Here is a 17,203-nt window from a genome sequence, read left to right as displayed (position 1 = left end):
GGATTCCATTCTTTGGAGAAGCGTCTCTCCCTTCCCCCCCATCCGCCACCGGCAGCGAACGGGGAGATACACCTGAGGACGAAGAGGCAATGGCTTCAAAAAGAGCATGGGGAAAAAGCCCATACCTTCAGTATGATGCTCATTGACAGGTGCGTGAAGCGAGGCTCGACTCCCTCATAAATTTAGTGAAGAAAACATGAATCAATTCACTACCCACACTCTCATCCCCTATCCTTGCGAACCGAGAACATGACAGTGCCCGACGGCTTGTCGGACGGATCCGATTTCTGCTTCTCTAGGGAGTAAACTGCTCTTTGGACCTCCCTCGGATCGTCTTCTCCTCCTCCCTACAAGTCGCTTTCGTGTCCATGCCAGACGCTGATCACTCTGATCCGAACGTGACCGCCCTTCTCAAGGGAACGAGTGAGGAGGAGGTACTTGAGGAAATTCTGCCCGTCGTGTACGATGAGTTGCGACGCCTCGCCCGCCGTCATCTCCAGTCTGAGCCAACCGACCTGACCCTGCGCACAACGGCGCTCGTGCACGAGGCATACATGAAGCTCGCGGAGCATAACGAGGTTGACTGGGAAAACCGACGGCACTTCTTTTCTGTCGCGGCCCGGGCCATGCGTCAGGTGCTCGTGGACCACGCTCGGCACCGCACGGCCGACAAGCGAGGAGGCGCTCTTCCAGATCAGCCCCTCGACGACGTGACCCCAAAGACTCCTCGTCCCCCTACGGCCGTGCTTGCGGTCGACCAGGCCCTAGATCGCCTCGCCGAGATCGACGAGCGCCGGAGCCGGGTCGTCGAGTGTCGTTTTTTTGGTGGGTACACCATTGCAGAAACTGCCGTCGTACTCGATGTCTCGACCAGCACTATTGAACGAGACTGGCGGACCGCAAAGGCCTGGCTTCAGCGCGAACTCCAAGGCTAATCGACACTCGTTCGCCTAAGTGACTGTTTTGATTTTTGGCCGGATTGAAAATCGCAGAGGTGTTTCGCCGACCTGAGGGGACCGTTCATAGTTCGGAAGCCCTAACACAGAGAGATTTCGACGACCTGCGGTCGTTACGCTCAGCCTGAAATGCGATCGTGTGAAATTAAAACAGTCTCTAAGAACCTTCAATTTAGAACTAAGGAATTGGCGTCTAGAAAAGAAGCTCGTAACGGCTGCCAGAACCAATTTTGAGCAGAGCAAAGGCCAGATGGACGACGTCGCTTAGTGGTCAGTCAAGCTGAGGGGATCGGGCGTTGAATTGAACACGCCGTGTTGTATACAGCATTCAGCAGCGCAGGTACAGTCCACAAGTCAGCGTTCTACCCGACTTGGAAAACATGACGCACTAGCTCACAGTCCCCATGACGACTGAACAGTGGACCCGCATTTGGGACCTACTCGATCGGGCACTCGACCGTCCACCTGAGGAGCAAATGGAGTGGCTGGACACCGTTTGTTCTGACGCCCCGAAGATCCATGCCGAGGTCAGGTCCATGCTTGCGGCCTACGACCCCACCGATCCGCTGTTCACTGAAGTCGAAAGGACACCTCGAAGCCAGCGCATCGACGCCCCTTCCTCCCCATCCGTTCCTACAGACGGGGCCGTGCGTCCCGAACCTGGTTCTCAGATCGGGGCCTATCGTCTGGTCGAAGAAATCGGTGTCGGGGGCATGAGCGTGGTCTACCGGGCCGTGCGCGATGGCGACTCTGTGGAGCAAACCGTGGCGGTCAAGATCATGCGGCGTCGCCTTTCCGAGTATGAGGCCGAGAAACGCTTTCAGGCCGAACGACAGGTTCTGGCAAGCCTCACCCATCCCAACATTGCACAATTCATCGATGGGGGCGTCACCGACCGGGGAAGCCCCTACCTCGTGATGGAGTACGTGGACGGGCAGCCCATTACTGACTATGCCGACACCCATCACCTGGACCTCGAGACCCGACTCGACCTGCTGGAGCAGGTGTTTGACGCTGTGCAGGCCGCTCACCGTCAACTCGTAGTGCACCGCGACCTGAAACCCTCAAACGTCCTGGTGGCCGACACGGTGAGCGGTCCCCAGGTGACTCTGGTCGACTTTGGCATTGCGAAGCTGCTCGACCATTCCCTTCCGACCCCTCTCCCCAAAACCCGCACGGGCCACCGCCTCCTGACGCCCTCCTACGCCGCCCCTGAGCAGGTGAGCGAACAGGATATTTCCACCGTGACCGACGTATACCAGATCGGCGTCTTGGCGTACGAGTTGTTAGCAGAGGCCCGTCCCTTCGATCTTACAGAGAAGCGGTCTTCGGAAATCGAAACGATCATCCGAACGCACTCCCCAGCCGATCCGTCGGAGGCTGCTCCTCCCCCACGCGCCTCTCGGCTTCGAGGCGACCTCGATCAAATTGTGAAAACGGCCCTCCGCAAGGAGCCCGATCGGCGCTACGCTTCGGTCGAGGCACTGGCGGCGGATGTCAATCGCTATCGGGAGGGCAAGCCCATCGACGCCCAACCGGCCACGCTGAGCTACCGGATCCGAAAATTCGTAAGCCGAAACTGGGGGAGCGTCAGTGTGTCTATCGCCTTCCTCCTCACGCTGGTCGTCTTTATCGGTCTCCTCGTTCGCCAGCAGCGGATTACGGCCGCCGAACGGAACCGTGCCCAACAGGAGGCTGAAACGGCTGAGCAGGTGTCCGCATTCCTCGTGAGCCTATTTGAGGACAGCCGGCCGGGTGCGGGGCAGGGGGAGCCCCTCACGGCCCCGGAACTCCTTGAACGAGGGGTCACGCGAGCGGAGGCCCTGAAAAAGCAGCCCGTTGTGCAGGCCCGAATGCTTCGCGAGATGGCCGCGTCGTATCGTGAGCTCGGGAACTATGAGCGAGCGGCATCACTACTCCGCGAAGCTCTGTCTTTATCTCAGGCGCCTCCCGTCCCCCCTGCCGCCGAAAGAGCTGAATACTTGGACGAGCTGGGGCTCGTATATGAAAAACAGGGACGCTACACAGCTGCCGAATCGGTGCATCGGGCGGCCCTCTCCCTCCGAACCCATCGGTTGGGAGTCAGCGATCCGAAAACGGCCGAAACATTGAACAACTTGGGAGTCACTCTGCGAAAACAGGGAAAACCAGAAGCTGCCGACTCTCTATATCGCAAGGCCTTGTCTATCCAGAAGCAAGAATGGGGACCGCAACACCCACGCACGGCAACGACGATGAATAACCTCGGGATCGTCCTCGCAGAACGGGCCCAGTACGCAGCCGCTGACTCTTTCTATCAAGAAGCCCTACGCATCCGACAAACGAAGCTCGGCCCCGACCACCCCGACGTCGCAGAAACCCTGCACAACCTTGCCTTGCTCCGTGAGCAGCAAGGCAAATATCGTACGGCTGACTCGCTCCTGCAAAAGACCCTCGCAATCGAACGAAACCATCTTGGTCCCCACCACCCCTCAGTTGCAATTACCCTCAATAATCTGGGAATGGTGTGGAGGAACCTCCGAAAATACGACGCTGCCGTGTCAGCCTACCGGAAGGCACTGACCATCAAAAGAAACGTCCTGGGCCCAAATCACATCCGAACAGCCTCAACGCTGAATAACTTGGCGGTCACCCTTGAGAAAAAAGGCGAGTATGCGGCGGCCGATTCGATTTACCGAAAGCTATTCGCAATTGAGCGAACGCACTACGATCTGGACCACCCCACCTTGTCCACGACCTATAACAACTGGGGAGTTGTTCGGGAAAAGACCGGAGATTACACCGCTGCTGACTCCCTGTATGACAAGGCACTGACCATTCGAAAGGCGCATTATGGTTCAAAGCACCCTCGCACGGCCTCCACTTTAATGAATGTGGGTTCCTTGTATCGACAGCGGGGAGAATACGTCGCCGCTGATTCCGTCCTTCGAAAAGCTCTCAGGATTCGGCAACAAGCGTTGGGAAAAGAGCACCCCAAGGTAGCCGAATCTCAGACCGAGCTAGCGGATGTCCGTCAGGCCTTAGAGCAATACAAAGACGCCGAGGCCCTCCTCCAACACGCTCTTAACATTCAGCAGGCCGAAATGCAGGACGCCTCCCCAGAGATTGCGGAGACCGCGCATCATCTTGTGGAGCTCTACGAGACGTGGGACAAACCCGCCAAAGCGGAAGAGTATCGCACGTTCGTTCCCCAACGGCAAGAGAAATAGACCTCCCCGAAAAAAGTGAGCAGTCAACGGCGTTTATACTGCGACATGTCGTAGGTATTCTTCACAGGCAGCGGGCGACTGGTAAACAAATGCTGAGTGCAATCAGGGCGGATAATGCGATTCCTCGATGAGGGGCGACTCGATGCCGATCACGCTGGCAAAGAGACAGCAGGTCTTCCGGAAAACAGTGGCCTTTTACGCCTGGCTTCGATCGGCTCCTGCCCTTCGTCCTATTTCCCCAACTCGCTTCATTCTTCCCCTAATGGGTCGCCCCTTACATCGTCCCTCCGGCCTTTTCAAGCTACGCCGGGAAGGCCTTCCATCCAATGACCCCCAGTCCAACCAGCTTCAATATCTCAAGCGAGATGTAGCCTACGTGCACGTACTCAGACGCGTGTTCGAGTTCACCGGAGATAATGGCCGCCGCCTGGGTCCGCAGCACCGGTAAGAGCCAGGTCGTCTGCACGAGCAGGATCACGCCAACGCCCCCTGCCGTCCAGCACAGCGCCGTTCCGGGTCGCCCCAGCAGGTACAGGCCCAGCCCCCCCGTGGCCAGCCCCAGCTCTACGCGGGTGAGCACAAAAAATACGTGTCGTCCCACGTCGAGCCCAATCGCGCGGGTGACGCTGGGTGCGGTAAACTTGACCGGAGCCTCCAGAAATGAAATGCCCGCGACCAGTCCCATCCAGACAAAGCATAATGCCTGCAAAAGTCGTAAGGCCACCTCTTGCTCAATCACCTGTCCCATTGGTTTTATCGGTTGTATGTTTGAACGCGCCCGAAGAGGTCGTGCGGGCCCCAGATGCCACTGCGCAAGCATTCGAGCTGCACAATCTGGCTGTGATCGACGAAGAGATTGACCTCCGGGCCATAGTTTTGCACGTACCAGGGGAAGACGTGCGGATCGGCTGCCTCGAACATGATGTTCTCTAGCCCCAGCTCGTCGATGAAACGGGCGGGCACCTCCGTCCGCATCTCCGGCACGTTCTCGGTGATGCCCTCGCTCTCCATCATGATCTGGTAGGCCCCAGCGTCGAGAAATTTCTTGGCCTGCGCGATGGCCTGCGACGGATCCTGCTGGCCGATCTGCTCCAGCTCTTCGGTCGTCGTGGCTCCGCCACCCGCCCCATGCTGAATGCCCACCTCCGGCTTGGCCTTGAGCCCGGCCTCTTGTACCACCTCGAGAAGGCGCAGCCAGTCGTCGGTCGGCAGCGTGATGAAGCCGGCCGAGATCTCGATGATGTCGAACCCAAGACGAGCGCACTCGTCGATGTACTGGTCCACCGCGTCTTCGCCTTGCGTGAGCACGTACTCCATGAAGCCGCCGGTAGACACCAGCACGTCGTGGTCATGGGCGAGGTCGAGCAGTGCTCGAACCTCTTCCTCGGGCATGAGGCTGAAAGACCCGCCCGCAAACTTAAGGCTGTCGACGTAGTGCCCCATCGTGGACAACACGTCGTCCAGGTAGTTCGGGCCCATCACGCTGTAGTAGGGACCGCGAATCTCGGTGACGCCCGTGGTACGGGGCTTCTCACCGCGATCATTGAGGGCAAGAAATTGAAAGGCGCGTCGAGGATCGCCAGTGACGGTTTCGCTAGCCATAATCACGTTGGGGTTTGATTTGGGTTGAGACGCGTCGCCGCCGCGTCTTTACGATCGTTGTTTTTTCGGAGACTATGCATCGGGCGTCTCGACCTTCGCCAGAAGGTCGAAGAGGTCAGAAGCCGGAATCTTCTCCAAGTCCTGAACGGCGTCGATGAGGTCGTCTCGGAGCGCAGCGTCGGTGTACGGCTCGGCCAGCCGCAGGAATTTCTCCGAGACGGTGTCCCAGCTCATCGGGCGAGTGTGGAAGCCCTCGTAGTCCTCTTTGTGGATCTCGTAGGTCTCCCCTTTTGTGTGGATGCGAACGTCGCACACCATGTGACCGGGGAAGCGTGCGCTGTAGTCCGGATTGTCCCTTACTGTGACCTTCTGCAGGAGCGACTGCACGTCGTCGGCCTGAATGCGGGCTTGCTCGTACTGAGAGGGCATCACCTGATCGTCCAGCAGCGCTACTGCCGTCATGTAGTGCAGACTGTGGTCGGCTTCTTCCTTCCGACGCACAACGGTCTTGTCCCCCTCCTCCCCGCCGCCAATGATGTGGAAGGCGACGTCGAACGTGTCGATCTCAATGTTCTCGATGGCCGCCGGATCGATGTCGTGCTCCCGTTTCAACTCCAGCGCCCCTTCGAGCGTGGCCTGCGAGTGGATCTCGGCGTTGTATTTCTTGATGATTGTATCGGTGACCCGCTCTAGGTCTTCACTGCTCCAGTCGAGCGCAAAGTCCCCCGCGATCGAGTGCATGAAACCCTTATTGCCCTCAAAGACCTCCGGTGGACCGGTAATGCCGCGCCCTGCAAGGAAGGCCGAGTGCGTCGCTGTAAACCCGGTCTCCGGATACGCCAGTCCCTTCCAGTGCGAAATCTCACCGGTGCGGGTGACGCGGAGGGCATTGTGGGCCGTGCCGCTAATCGCGATGGCGTTGGCCGTAGCATCCGGATCCAGCCCGAGGGCCTTGGCCGCTCCGGCGGCCGCGGCGTACTGCCCCTGTACCGTGTGGTCGAAGCCCTTGTCCCGCACCGGCGCCTCGTCGCTGAGACGGCACTGTACCTGATAAGCGACCGCAAGGGCCGTGAGAAGGTCTTTCCCCGCCCCTCCCGCGTACTCGGTCGCTGCCATCACCGAGCCCAGGTTGTCCGACGGGTGACCCGTTTCCCCCTCGGCAAGATAACTGTCGTTGTAGTCGAGATAACGGACGAGCGCGCTGTTATAGAGGGCCGCGCGATCCGGAGCGGTGCGCCCGCCGCCGATAAGGGTGGCCTGGCCGGCCCCGCCGAAGTCATCAAGATGTGCTCGAAGGGCATGGAGAGGCTCTCCGTTCAGGGCGCCGATGGCACACCCTAGGGAGTCGAGGATGCGAACCTTGAGTTGCCGTTCGGCCTCGCCGGAGAGATCCTCGAATGAGGCTCCGGCAACGAATTGCGCAAGTTGCTGAACACGGGTCATGAGGGCTTCCTCCACTGATAGCAATGAGGACGGAATGCCATCGTCATAGGGAGAATATTATGGCCTGTCTGTTAAATTAGTTTCCTGGCTAATTAAATGAATAAATAGATTTGCCTATTCTTGATCATCCCTACATTCCCTCCCACCGGAGGCCCCATTCTGGAGAATCGAAACTACTCGGTAGACGGGAAATCAAGTTGAGGGACCTCCTCAGATACATCCGAATCCAAGTGGGCGTCGGTGGAGGTCCCCAAATCCAGGCTCGAAGCCATAGAGGGGGGCTTATTCGCTGCTTCACTCCCGTTCCGAAGCACGCTAACGACCGTCGCGACGAGGAAGAGACCAATCGCGATTGCATTGCCCCACGCTCCCCATCGGCGAAGCGACTCAATCAAGAGCAAATCCCCAATCCCACGGAGCGCGAGCGATACGTGAAGCAGGCTCACGTGAACATAGAACACCGGACGGTATGGAATGGAGATGCCCAAAACCGACGGAAAAATGACCGGGGCGTGGCCGAAGATCATGCTGAACACGAAGCCCACGAAAATCGCATGGAGGGTGGCGTCATAAAGAAAGCCTGCGCCCGTATTCCCGAAATAGAGCGCGAGCCCACCCCCTAGGAAGAGCCACACGTATCCAGCGAGCAGACACACGGCAATAAAGCGTGTGAGTCCCTCGGCCTGCACGGTCCGACGGGCCATGTCGTACACCGAAAGCCAGAGCGCTACGGCAGCGAGGCCCGCCCCCATTACGCGGAATCCGAGGTCCGGCCCTTCGACGGAAAGCAGCAGTCCTGCCCCCAGCAATCCGACAATGCCCAGAAAAAGCCGCTTCGTCCAGGCGGCGTGGAAGAGCATCCGGCTCAACTCCAGGCGCTCCCCAGCGATCGTGAGCACCAGAAAGCCAATCCACCACGGCACCAGCGCATGGATCGGCCATCCACTGAGCCACAGGACATTTCCTGTCACCCAGGCCACAGCCCCACCCGTCATGACAATAGCGAAGGGTACGACCTGAATCGACAGCACAACGCCAAAGATCGCTACGAGCCCCAGGCTCCCGGCCGTAATCAGCAGAGGACCAAGTGCCCCGCCCACTCCCGCAAGCGTCAACAGTCCCCCGATTCCAGTACATGCAGGCGCAAGAAACGTCCACGCCCGGTCAAGAGCCACGGCCCGCTCTAGACTAATGACCGTTCCAAGAAAGCCACACACCATCAGCGGACCATGGGCAGCCGGAAGCTCCGCCTGCAGGAGCGGCCCCGCCCAGCCGAGACGGAGCAGCCCCGCCCACAGCCCCCCGAGAAGGGCAAGCATGCCCATCGCCATGAAGCCGAACCGGACGCCACTCCATATCTTGTGTTGCTGGGCGGAGGTACTCATGTTCAGCCTCACGTATTGTGAACAAGAAATTCTGACGATGTCTTTGCGCACGAAAGGTCACGGGTCCCGTCTGGTGACCAGTTTCTCGCACACGGGATCGTCGTGCACTGGGCGTTCCGGCGGGCCCTTTGTCTCGCAGGTCCCGCAATGGATCTGACGACCGAGAAAGCGCTCGCGGCCCTCTGGCGTCGTGACCCAGGGGCGGTTCATCCAGGGCGGATCATGGCGCACGTGCCGCTGATGCCCACAGGCCAGGTGCGCTACCCAGTCGCCCTCCTCGTCTTGATGGTAGCCGGTAATCTCGCGTTTCATTTCGGTCGGGTGCTGGATCGAAAAGAGCCATTGTAAGGCGGAGCCTTCACGCTCCGAGGGACACGCCCAGGTACGCGGCCGTTACGCCCGACGCAAACGCAAGAATGTGCAGAACGACCGACACCTTCTTGATGAGCGGTTCGGGATTACCGTGACAGTCCACAGGGTCGTGCGGCGAATCGGGATCACCGTGACGGGCGTGCGAGGCGTGAAGGAGGAAGGGCGCGGCGTAGTACACGCCGAAGAGCACCCCGGCCGCCCCCAGTTTTGCGAGCATGCGGTGGCCGCGGCTCGTATGGAGAAGCGTGCTGACGTCGAGTAGGCCCAGGTAGGCCATATTGTAGAGGCCTGTCAGCAGGATCGTCGGAATCAGCCAGAAGACGATCCGACGGATTCTTTGCTGGATCTGCCCCTGCAACTCCGTGGCCCGGTCTGGGATCAGGCGCATGACGACGGGACGCAGGATCCCAAACATGAACACCATCCACCCGAGCCAAAATACGCCACAAAAGACGTGGAGGGCCGTGACGGCAAAATGAACAGGGGGCGTCCAGAGTCCAAGCGCAACCAGCATCGGTAACATACGCACGTTCGCATATCCATCCGAGACGACGCTGAGTCCAACGTTCACGTCTGAAGGCGAGCGGACACCAGCCTCACGTCTGTGCCGGCAAGTGCCTTCGACACCGGACAGCCGTCCGTTGCGGCCTCGGCGATCTCCTGAAAGGTCTGCTCGTCAATGCCCTCGACGGTCGCCTCCGTCCGCAACTCAATCTTTGTTATCGAAAGTGCGTCTGGGTCGAAGTGTACCTCAGCCGTACTGCGCACCGACACCGGGGTGTAACCAGCCTCTTCAAGCTCGTGGGCCAGAGCCATCGAGTAGCACCCGGCGTGAGCATCGCCGATCAGCTCCTCGGGGCTCACGCCTTCCCCATTCTCAAATCGGCTCGCAAAAGAGTAGGGGGTACTGAGCTGGTCGGACTCGATCGTGCCGCCTCCATCTTCGAGACCACCGGTCCAAACGGCTTTTCCTTGTCGCTCAATCATGTCTCAACGGGTCTGTTTTTTTGGCAAGCGATTGGTTTACGATGGGACTACACGTCCCAGGTGAGAATGTCCTGCTCGGATTTTTCTTTCTCCTCCCACTCTTCGGCCTCATCGAGAGGGCCATCGTTTTCGGTGATGTTATAGCCTAGATCCCGCCACTGATTGGCCAGATACTCATTCCACTGCTCATAGTGGGCCCACTCCTCTGGCACCTCGTCCCCGGGATAGATGGCCTCAACGGGACAAACCGGCACGCAGGCGTTGCAGTCGATGCACTCGTCGGGCTGGATGGCTAGGAAGTTCGGCCCCTCGTAGAAGCAGTCGACCGGACACACCTCCACGCAGTCGGTGTACTTGCAGTTGATGCAGGGTTCAGTAACGACGTACGGCATGAGCGTGAAACAAGAGGATTCGACATGATACGAGAGTGGACCCGGCGCTACTGAACGCCTCCGTCTCGGTAGAACCAGATGACCCAGTTGCCCTCTTCTCCGTATTCGATCCAATGACTCCATCCCTTCGCGCCGAGCACGCCGAAGAGGGGGGCCGGCTTAAACGGGGCGTGGAGCCGAAGCACCTGCCCCTCCCGCATCCCCTGAAGCACACTCATAATCTTGCCAAACGGCTCGTCCCCATTCCGCAAAATCGGCCGCACGTCCAGGTCGACGAGGTCCTCCTCGGTAACAGGCTCTAAAACGTCGGGGCGGTCCATCGTCGAATTTGTCATGCGGTTGGATCAGGTGTATTGGGACGCGTACTGCGGGGGCTGACGAAAGCCGCGGCTCCGCACCTCCGGCTCCATCATCTGCGGCGACCAGGGCGGATCCCACACGATCTCAATCTGCACTCGCTGTAGCCCCTTCACCTGCCCCGTCACCTTGTGGATATTTCGCTTGATGTAGTCGCTCAAGGGACACGCCGGGGTCGTCATCGTGAGCTGGATCGTGAGGTCGCCCTCGTCAAACTGAAGGCCGTAGATTAGGCCGAGGTCGACGATGTTGATGCCCAGCTCCGGATCGTCGACGTGACGGAGGATGTCGGCAATTTGCTTGCGGATCGGTTTGGGCATGGGCCTGGGAGAAGTGGTTCAGAACGCAAAAGGGGGTGTCACTCCTTGTCGGACGCTGCGGCCGGCTCCAGGGCCTCCTCTTTCGCAACGTGCACCCGCCACACCTTCGGCCCCTCCTCCAGATACTCAAAGGAGAAGGTCTCCGCGCCATGCTCAGCTTCAAGAGTGTAGTACATGCACTTGGGATCGTGGTCCACGACGAGCTCGAGCGTGTCCCCGGGCGAGAGGCCGTGGTAGGCGTCCATAATCTGCTCGAAGCGGTGTTTGGGCTCGATGGGTCGAACGTCGAGCTGTCGTTGGGCGGATGTGTCTTGGAGATCTGTCATGGTGGAGTAAGAAGGTGAATTCTATGATGGATGCGAGCGCGTCCGTCGCAGGATGAGGGTCATTCGGTACGCCGCGCTCATGAGGCAGACTCGGCTCGGGCAGCCTTCTTCTGAGCGGCCGTTCCGCAGCCCCATCCCCGCCCTTCGAACAGCCACTCGCGCCACTCGGACGTGGAGCCATTGGCGGACGGGGTAAGGGCAACAGTGTGGGCATATCCGTTCAGGGCCAGCTCCTTGAGAACCGCACCCGTCCCCGCCGTCCCCGGCGCCGCCGACTGCGTTTCCGGCCCGGCGCCCAGCAGGCGCACGTGAGCAAGGGTCGGCAGTGTCGCGTCGAGCACATCGGCAAACTGCGCCGGCTTCCGCTGCCCAAGCTCGACGTTCCAGCACGTCTTCGCGTCATGCACTCGGGCCCAGGCGGCCGCCCGCTGCGCCTCCTGAAGATCCGTTCCGTGCACCAGGGCAAGCGGCACCCCCAGCGGCGTTTCCGGAATCGTGTTCCTGAGTAGCAGTCCGGCGTCGAGAAGGGCGGCCTGCCGCCCCCAGTACAGAACGTCTGTGATTGACGGCTTCTTTCCTGCAAAAAGCCACTGTACGGGCGGGATCCCTCCTTTCTTCGGACGCCCCTCGTCCACAACGGACGGAGCCGATTCGCTAGGCGTCCCGATTCCGTGTGCGTGTCCCGCTCCGAGCACAAGCTCCAGCCCCTTGAGGTCCCGGCGCTGGGCCGCACGGCGGAGCGTATCGATCGGTGCGTTGGGCAACGCGGCACTACTGAGAGCAAGCTGCATGGGGCCTCCAAATCTTGGTGTGCATGGACGAATTCCGCCTACCCCTCCCCACTATTATAAACGGTAAATTTGCTAACTAACGTTTTATTTATGACAAAACTCCCCTTTCCTCAGGAGATCCTCGTGTTCACATCCGGAGAGACGGCTCAGGCGACGGGTTCAGTCTCGACCTCATACGAGCAGGAGGAATTCCCCTCGGGGATGTGGGACACCCGTTCGAGCTCTCCTCCGAAGATCTCCTGGTAAAACTCCTCCTCCAACCGGCACGGAATGCGCGACTCCTTCACCGACTCGGGAAACGGGCAGTTGCACTCCCGAATCGTCACCCGATTGTCCTCACGAGAAATCTGGGGCATAAAGCCTTCCTCCTCCAGAATCTGCCGGAGGGTTTCCACCTTGTCGTCGATGTCACCAGACGCTACATCTTTCAGCTTCTGCTTCACCGCCTCCGTCCGATCATTCCAGTACGACTCGAAGAACGTCTGCACCAGATCCTCCGCGCCTCGTTCGTTCAGGAACCGAACGAGCCGTCCCATAAGCTCGCCGTCTCGGGACGGAAAGAGCACCTTGGCCCGCCGGGTCATTTCGTAGCGGTGGCTCGGGCGGCCCCGTCCTTTCCGCTCGACAGTTCGATCCAGGAGGCCTTTTTCCTTCAGTTGCAGAAGGTGCTCTCGTACGGTCGTGCGGGCCATGCCGAGCGCCTCCATGGCCTCATCGACGGACAGACTTCCCCGTCGCTTGATGATCTGCAAAAGCTCGCGTCGCGTGTCGGACGAGACGAGATCAAGGGCGGAGGACATGGCGGTTGGAATCTATTCGGTAAGGTTGCGCGCAGTGGAAGGCGTACGGCCCTGATGTTACGACGGGAGTGCACCGGTAGTTGTGCAGAATCGGCGGCGTGGTCACCGCGCCCCAATCGGGCGTGGTCGCGCCCCAGGGATTCATCGGCGCCGTTCGTCCACGCACGAGCGAATAGGCGAGAGATCCCAGAATCAGCGTCAGCAGCCGCGAGACAAGCGAGTGCGGACCCTCGAGATACGACTTCCCCTCCTGCTCAGACCCACGGGCCTGCTCGAGGTCGGAACCGTCGGTCTGCGTGCTCATCGGGCAATCGCTCGTGTTCTCAGGTGGACCTCTTGAAAATCGTCGGGACGAATCGGAGATCGCTTTCGCCCTACGACTGCTCCTCGACCTTCGAGATCTTCACGCGCCACTCCTTCGGTCCCTGTTCCAGATACTCCCACTTCATCTGTCCGGGCCGCTCAGCCTGAAACTGGTGGTACAGCGGCTTCGGATCATGGTCGTTCACAAGCACGAAGTGGTCGCCGGGCGCCAGATCGTCGAACGTCTGGAAGATGGTCGGGTGCTTTTCGCGCGGAGGAATCGGGCGTACGTCGAGGGTCTTTTCGTCTGTCGTTGGCATCGTTGGAGAATGGTGTCTTGTGAGCAAACGCAATGTTGGAGGCCCGAGAGGGCTCTTTTCCTTCGTCGGTGTACAGAAATAGAGTCGGTGACGACTTTTTTCAAGTTAAAATAGCCAACTAACGTTATTATTAGAACGATCTGCACATTTTCTTCGCATGAGCAAGCGCGTCTCCCCCTTCCTCATGAGCGTCTCCTTGATGCAGCCCCCTATTCGTGTCCTCGCGCCGGAAGGGCCAGCACACGCGGCCACAGCACCCAGAGCACCAGCAGTCCCGCGGCACTCTCTGCGCTCCGCCCCACAAGCTGAAGCACCGGCGTTGCTCCCCACTGCGCCCCGATGACGCTCACAATTCCGCCGTTCAGCAGCCCCCATGCCACCCAAAGCCGACGGTCGGAAGAGACCTGATTGGAGAAGGGCAGAATCCACAGGGCCACTCCAAAGGCCAACTGGCACACCCATCCCATCAGCATGCCCTCTACGTGGAGGACGCGTAGCGAAAGCGGCAGGGTCGGCAAGGCCCCACCGGTGGCCGCCAGACGCCATGCGCCGACCGTGGCTCCGATCGCAAAGTGCACCAGAGACGCCCGCACGAACCAGATACTAATCGTGGACATTCGGCAGTGGCCTCGGGCCGATTACAGAGACTGTGAGCTACTTCGAGCGTATCCGACCCCAGAAGTGCGCCACCAACAAAAGGCTCGCACCCCACTGCAGTGCCGCCGACCCCGCAAGACTCCACGTCTGGACCGATTCGGGAACGAAACCGGGTTCTCCTCCCACACGCAGAAGCACACCCGCATTTAGCAGTCCGTAGGCACTCCACACGAGCCAAGGCGATGGCTGCGTGCCGGGCGCCGGGCTGGGAAACAGCCAGAAGGCCACCCCGAAAATCAGCTGCGTAAGCCAGCCGACCGTTAGAAGGTGCAGCTGCGGCAGCCAGAGCGCGGCGGCAGTGCCCGGCATGAGTCCAGCAGCTTGGCCTGCACGCAGGAGCGCGAGCCCAAGGGCCAAGACGAGGTGCAGCAGGGCAGTCTTGATGAGCCAGCGGGCGGGCGTTGGCATGAACAGGACGACTCCTAAAGCCGAAAGGGAACGATCAATCTACACGAGAGCACGCGCTCGCGGAAAGAGGATGCTGTTTTCCTTGTGCACGTGCCGGTGGGTGTCCGTTTCCAGGGACTCCAGCCCGTCCATAACGGCCCGGAAGCTATTGCATCCCCATTCCGGCACCGCAAAGTCATGCGAGAGCGTCCGCATCCGCTTCAGTGCCGCGCCTGTCTCGTCGTGCTCCTCTTCCATGAGAGCGATGGGATCGCCGCCGAGAACGTCCGGCGAAGGGGGCGACGCCTCCTCCACACAGGCCCGAATGAAGGGAAACACGACCTCTTCCTCCTTCTCAATGTGGGCCTCCATGTTCGGCCTCAGCTCCGCGAAGACCTCTTTTACCGAGACAACCCATGGAGCATCGGTCCCATGAACGTGCGCGACCTTTTCGAGGAGCGACTCTAGCCGTGGCAACTCGCGTCGGAGGTAGGCGTGATGCGTTTCTTCAATGTGATCAATGAGCTCATCGAGCGGAGCGGCCGCCCAGTTCGTGCTCTCCCCCTCGGCCCCGTCGTCCGCGTCGAGATCCACGTCCGATTCCAGCATTCGGATCACCGTATCGGCGTCGAGGCCTTCCTCCGCACAGGCGGTGCGCAGCGATCGGTCGCCCCCACAGCAGTAGTCTACCCCGAGTCGATCGAAGAGACGAGCCGACGATGGATACTTTGCAACAAGGTGACCGATGGGGGTTTCGGAATTGAATGTCGTCATAGATGATACCAGGGGTTGGATGGAACGAGATGAATTCGACCCGCCGCAAATAAAAACGTCTAGTAGCTAATTAATTCATGTGGTTGGACGCGTCCTCCTGACGGGTGTTTCACTTTTCTCGTTCGACGGCCAGGTCTGAACACGCTGAGAGCGGTGCTACGGTCCCACTCCTGGACGACTCCCTCCAATTAAAAAGCTATTCACCTAATTAATTATCCAACGCCGGACCGTTTGACTGATCTACTCCTTCAACTTGGACACCGACACGAACTCCGTCGACTGCTGTCTTCAAGCAGACGGTAACACTGGACTCTCCAACGACTCTCCTCAACATCATGGACGAAGAGAACGCCTCTCAACCCCACCAGAACGTTTCTCGCCGTAACTTCCTCCAGCGACTCGGTCTCTTTGGCGCTGTCGGCGTAGGGGCCCCGTCGCTCCTCGTCGGATGCGGAGGCGGATCGAGCGAGAACAGCGGCGGATCCTCCAATCAGTCCTCCGCGGCGGCCGGAAGCAAATCGTCGGCCGGCAGCGGTGACGTTGCCAAGACGGTGACCATTCACCCGAAAGGCAACCAGATGAAATACAAAGAGACCGAGTTCACCGTCCCTGCCGGAGAAACGATCAAGCTCGTATTCGACAATACCGCAACGAGCCCCTCGATGCAGCACAATGTTGTTATCGCTACGTCCGGATCTGAGGGGGTTCTCAAGAAGATTGGGCAGGCCGGCACACAGGCTGGATCTACAAACGACTACGTTCCCCAAGAGGGAGAGCTAACGGACCAGATTCTCGCCCATACGCCCATCGCGAAGCCCGGCGAAACGGTCTCCATCACCTTCACAACCCCGTCAGAGCCCGGCAAATACGGCTACGTGTGTACCTATCCCGGCCACTGGGCCACAATGCAGGGAACCATGATTGTAGAGGGATAGCCCCTACCTCGCGTCTATGAGCGGAAGGCTGGGATCGCGTGGATGCGCCCCGACTAAACAGGCGTCCCCCGCGGTCCTCGTCTTCCGGTCGTGGTACGTGGTTGTCCCCTCTCGCCTCATGTCGCACCTTCGGACCGGAGTATCTCGACAGTGTCGACCCCGATAGGGCCTCTCATTTCTCTTGCGATACGTTCTGCTCCCTGTCGGGCATGACATCCTTTCCCAGGCTGCGAGCCCAGTCCGTGAACGGCGGTCTGCCGCTCATAACGATCCCACGGGCGCGTGTCCTCAAACCATCAGTGGCGAGTCAGAAGTCCATGCATGCGGATTGGCCCTCATCAGAAAGGGGGTTCTTCTGTGTATGCCCCTGAGATCTCTGTGCCAGGAGGTTCAGCGGTGGAAAACGAGACAATTGTATTCTGGGTTTGTCCCTGAGCCCGCGGCAGAAACTGCCTGGATTCCCGGTCGGGATCTCCGTATCTTTTTACTGAAATGATCGTGGCTGCCACGATGGAATCGCTCTCCAAACGAGAGACATATGCTCCATCGTCGCTGCTGGACATCCCTGTGATGTTTACAGTCTATCCGTAGCAGCAATGCGCGTGACGAGAATCATGCTCTTGGCGTCCAACGGTGCACTGACTAAAGAAAAGAAGTACTTTCAGAGTGCGCCCTGACCAGAGGGAAGAAGTACTTTCAGAGTGCGCCCTTAACGAAGTACGGAAGTCGTTTTCGTCCCCCTACAGAAGGCCCCTCTCTCCCATCTGACGGGCAATCGTACAGAGATATCCTGGAGCAACGAAGAGGGGATGTCCTCTGCAACTGCCCCATCTTGAACCTCTGCTGCACGTTCTCCAGTAGCATACTCGCATTATTCTCCCTGTTGC

General features: G+C 59.5%; 20 protein-coding genes. 3 read left to right on the top strand and 17 right to left on the bottom strand.

Annotation, left to right across the window (positions count from 1 at the left end; genetic code table 11):
* Positions 1–368: 368 nt before the first annotated feature.
* Both BSZ35_RS15940 and BSZ35_RS15935 read left to right on the top strand, forming a co-directional pair.
* Complete coding sequence (locus BSZ35_RS15940; RefSeq protein ID WP_105013366.1) at positions 369–935, top strand: ECF-type sigma factor; 567 nt, start codon at positions 369–371, stop codon at positions 933–935.
* Between the two features lie 425 nt (positions 936–1,360).
* Complete coding sequence (locus BSZ35_RS15935) at positions 1,361–4,165, top strand: serine/threonine-protein kinase (protein ID WP_105013365.1); 2,805 nt, start codon at positions 1,361–1,363, stop codon at positions 4,163–4,165.
* A 301-nt stretch (positions 4,166–4,466) separates the two neighbouring features.
* On the opposite strand, the gene BSZ35_RS15930 is transcribed toward BSZ35_RS15935, so the two are convergent.
* The 17 genes from BSZ35_RS15930 to ric all read right to left on the bottom strand — a co-directional run bounded on the left by BSZ35_RS15930 (position 4,467) and on the right by ric (position 15,381).
* The gene (locus BSZ35_RS15930) at positions 4,467–4,913 is read right to left on the bottom strand and encodes a hypothetical protein (protein ID WP_105013364.1); all 447 of its coding nucleotides are present in this window, start codon (positions 4,911–4,913) and stop codon (positions 4,467–4,469) included.
* A gap of 5 nt (positions 4,914–4,918) precedes the next feature.
* Positions 4,919–5,767 carry a phosphosulfolactate synthase gene (locus BSZ35_RS15925; protein WP_105013363.1) on the bottom strand — a complete coding sequence of 283 codons (849 nt, stop codon included), beginning with the start codon at positions 5,765–5,767 and terminating at the stop codon, positions 4,919–4,921.
* A gap of 72 nt (positions 5,768–5,839) precedes the next feature.
* Complete coding sequence (locus BSZ35_RS15920) at positions 5,840–7,210, bottom strand: MmgE/PrpD family protein (protein ID WP_105013889.1); 1,371 nt, start codon at positions 7,208–7,210, stop codon at positions 5,840–5,842.
* Between the two features lie 173 nt (positions 7,211–7,383).
* Positions 7,384–8,595, bottom strand: coding sequence for a hypothetical protein (locus BSZ35_RS15915; protein ID WP_219846658.1), 1,212 nt, complete (start codon positions 8,593–8,595; stop codon positions 7,384–7,386).
* Between the two features lie 57 nt (positions 8,596–8,652).
* On the bottom strand, positions 8,653–8,907 hold the full coding sequence (locus BSZ35_RS15910) for a DUF3565 domain-containing protein (RefSeq protein ID WP_105013362.1): 255 nt from the start codon (positions 8,905–8,907) through the stop codon (positions 8,653–8,655).
* 46 nt (positions 8,908–8,953) lie between these two features.
* Positions 8,954–9,481 carry a hypothetical protein gene (locus tag BSZ35_RS15905; protein ID WP_105013361.1) on the bottom strand — a complete coding sequence of 176 codons (528 nt, stop codon included), beginning with the start codon at positions 9,479–9,481 and terminating at the stop codon, positions 8,954–8,956.
* Between the two features lie 53 nt (positions 9,482–9,534).
* On the bottom strand, positions 9,535–9,954 hold the full coding sequence (locus BSZ35_RS15900; RefSeq protein ID WP_105013360.1) for an OsmC family peroxiredoxin: 420 nt from the start codon (positions 9,952–9,954) through the stop codon (positions 9,535–9,537).
* Between the two features lie 47 nt (positions 9,955–10,001).
* Positions 10,002–10,346, bottom strand: coding sequence for a ferredoxin family protein (locus BSZ35_RS15895; protein ID WP_105013359.1), 345 nt, complete (start codon positions 10,344–10,346; stop codon positions 10,002–10,004).
* A 47-nt stretch (positions 10,347–10,393) separates the two neighbouring features.
* Positions 10,394–10,681, bottom strand: coding sequence for a DUF2249 domain-containing protein (locus BSZ35_RS15890; RefSeq protein WP_219846657.1), 288 nt, complete (start codon positions 10,679–10,681; stop codon positions 10,394–10,396).
* Between the two features lie 9 nt (positions 10,682–10,690).
* A complete protein-coding gene (locus BSZ35_RS15885; RefSeq protein WP_105013358.1) occupies positions 10,691–11,023 on the bottom strand; it encodes a metal-sulfur cluster assembly factor in 333 nt (110 codons plus the stop codon).
* 38 nt (positions 11,024–11,061) lie between these two features.
* Complete coding sequence (locus tag BSZ35_RS15880) at positions 11,062–11,349, bottom strand: DUF2249 domain-containing protein (RefSeq protein WP_105013357.1); 288 nt, start codon at positions 11,347–11,349, stop codon at positions 11,062–11,064.
* 77 nt (positions 11,350–11,426) lie between these two features.
* The gene (locus tag BSZ35_RS15875; RefSeq protein ID WP_105013356.1) at positions 11,427–12,140 is read right to left on the bottom strand and encodes a hypothetical protein; all 714 of its coding nucleotides are present in this window, start codon (positions 12,138–12,140) and stop codon (positions 11,427–11,429) included.
* Between the two features lie 146 nt (positions 12,141–12,286).
* Positions 12,287–12,940, bottom strand: a complete 654-nt coding sequence (locus BSZ35_RS15870) for a DeoR family transcriptional regulator (protein WP_105013355.1) — start codon at positions 12,938–12,940, stop codon at positions 12,287–12,289.
* A 374-nt stretch (positions 12,941–13,314) separates the two neighbouring features.
* Positions 13,315–13,563: a DUF2249 domain-containing protein gene (locus tag BSZ35_RS15860; RefSeq protein WP_105013353.1), complete on the bottom strand. Its 249-nt coding sequence runs from the start codon at positions 13,561–13,563 to the stop codon at positions 13,315–13,317.
* A 209-nt stretch (positions 13,564–13,772) separates the two neighbouring features.
* Positions 13,773–14,180, bottom strand: coding sequence for a hypothetical protein (locus BSZ35_RS15855; protein ID WP_105013352.1), 408 nt, complete (start codon positions 14,178–14,180; stop codon positions 13,773–13,775).
* A gap of 37 nt (positions 14,181–14,217) precedes the next feature.
* On the bottom strand, positions 14,218–14,628 hold the full coding sequence (locus BSZ35_RS15850) for a hypothetical protein (RefSeq protein ID WP_105013351.1): 411 nt from the start codon (positions 14,626–14,628) through the stop codon (positions 14,218–14,220).
* Positions 14,629–14,667: 39 nt separating this feature from the next.
* Complete coding sequence (gene ric, locus BSZ35_RS15845) at positions 14,668–15,381, bottom strand: iron-sulfur cluster repair di-iron protein (protein WP_105013350.1); 714 nt, start codon at positions 15,379–15,381, stop codon at positions 14,668–14,670.
* 335 nt (positions 15,382–15,716) lie between these two features.
* Between ric and BSZ35_RS15840 the strand changes: the two genes are divergently transcribed.
* Complete coding sequence (locus BSZ35_RS15840; RefSeq protein ID WP_105013349.1) at positions 15,717–16,316, top strand: plastocyanin/azurin family copper-binding protein; 600 nt, start codon at positions 15,717–15,719, stop codon at positions 16,314–16,316.
* The last annotated feature ends 887 nt before the right edge of the window (positions 16,317–17,203 follow it).

It is taken from the genome of Salinibacter sp. 10B (assembly GCF_002954405.1).
Classification (GTDB): domain Bacteria; phylum Bacteroidota; class Rhodothermia; order Rhodothermales; family Salinibacteraceae; genus Salinibacter.
Note: the sequence above shows the minus strand (reverse complement) of the source record. Positions and strands in the feature narration are given on the sequence as shown.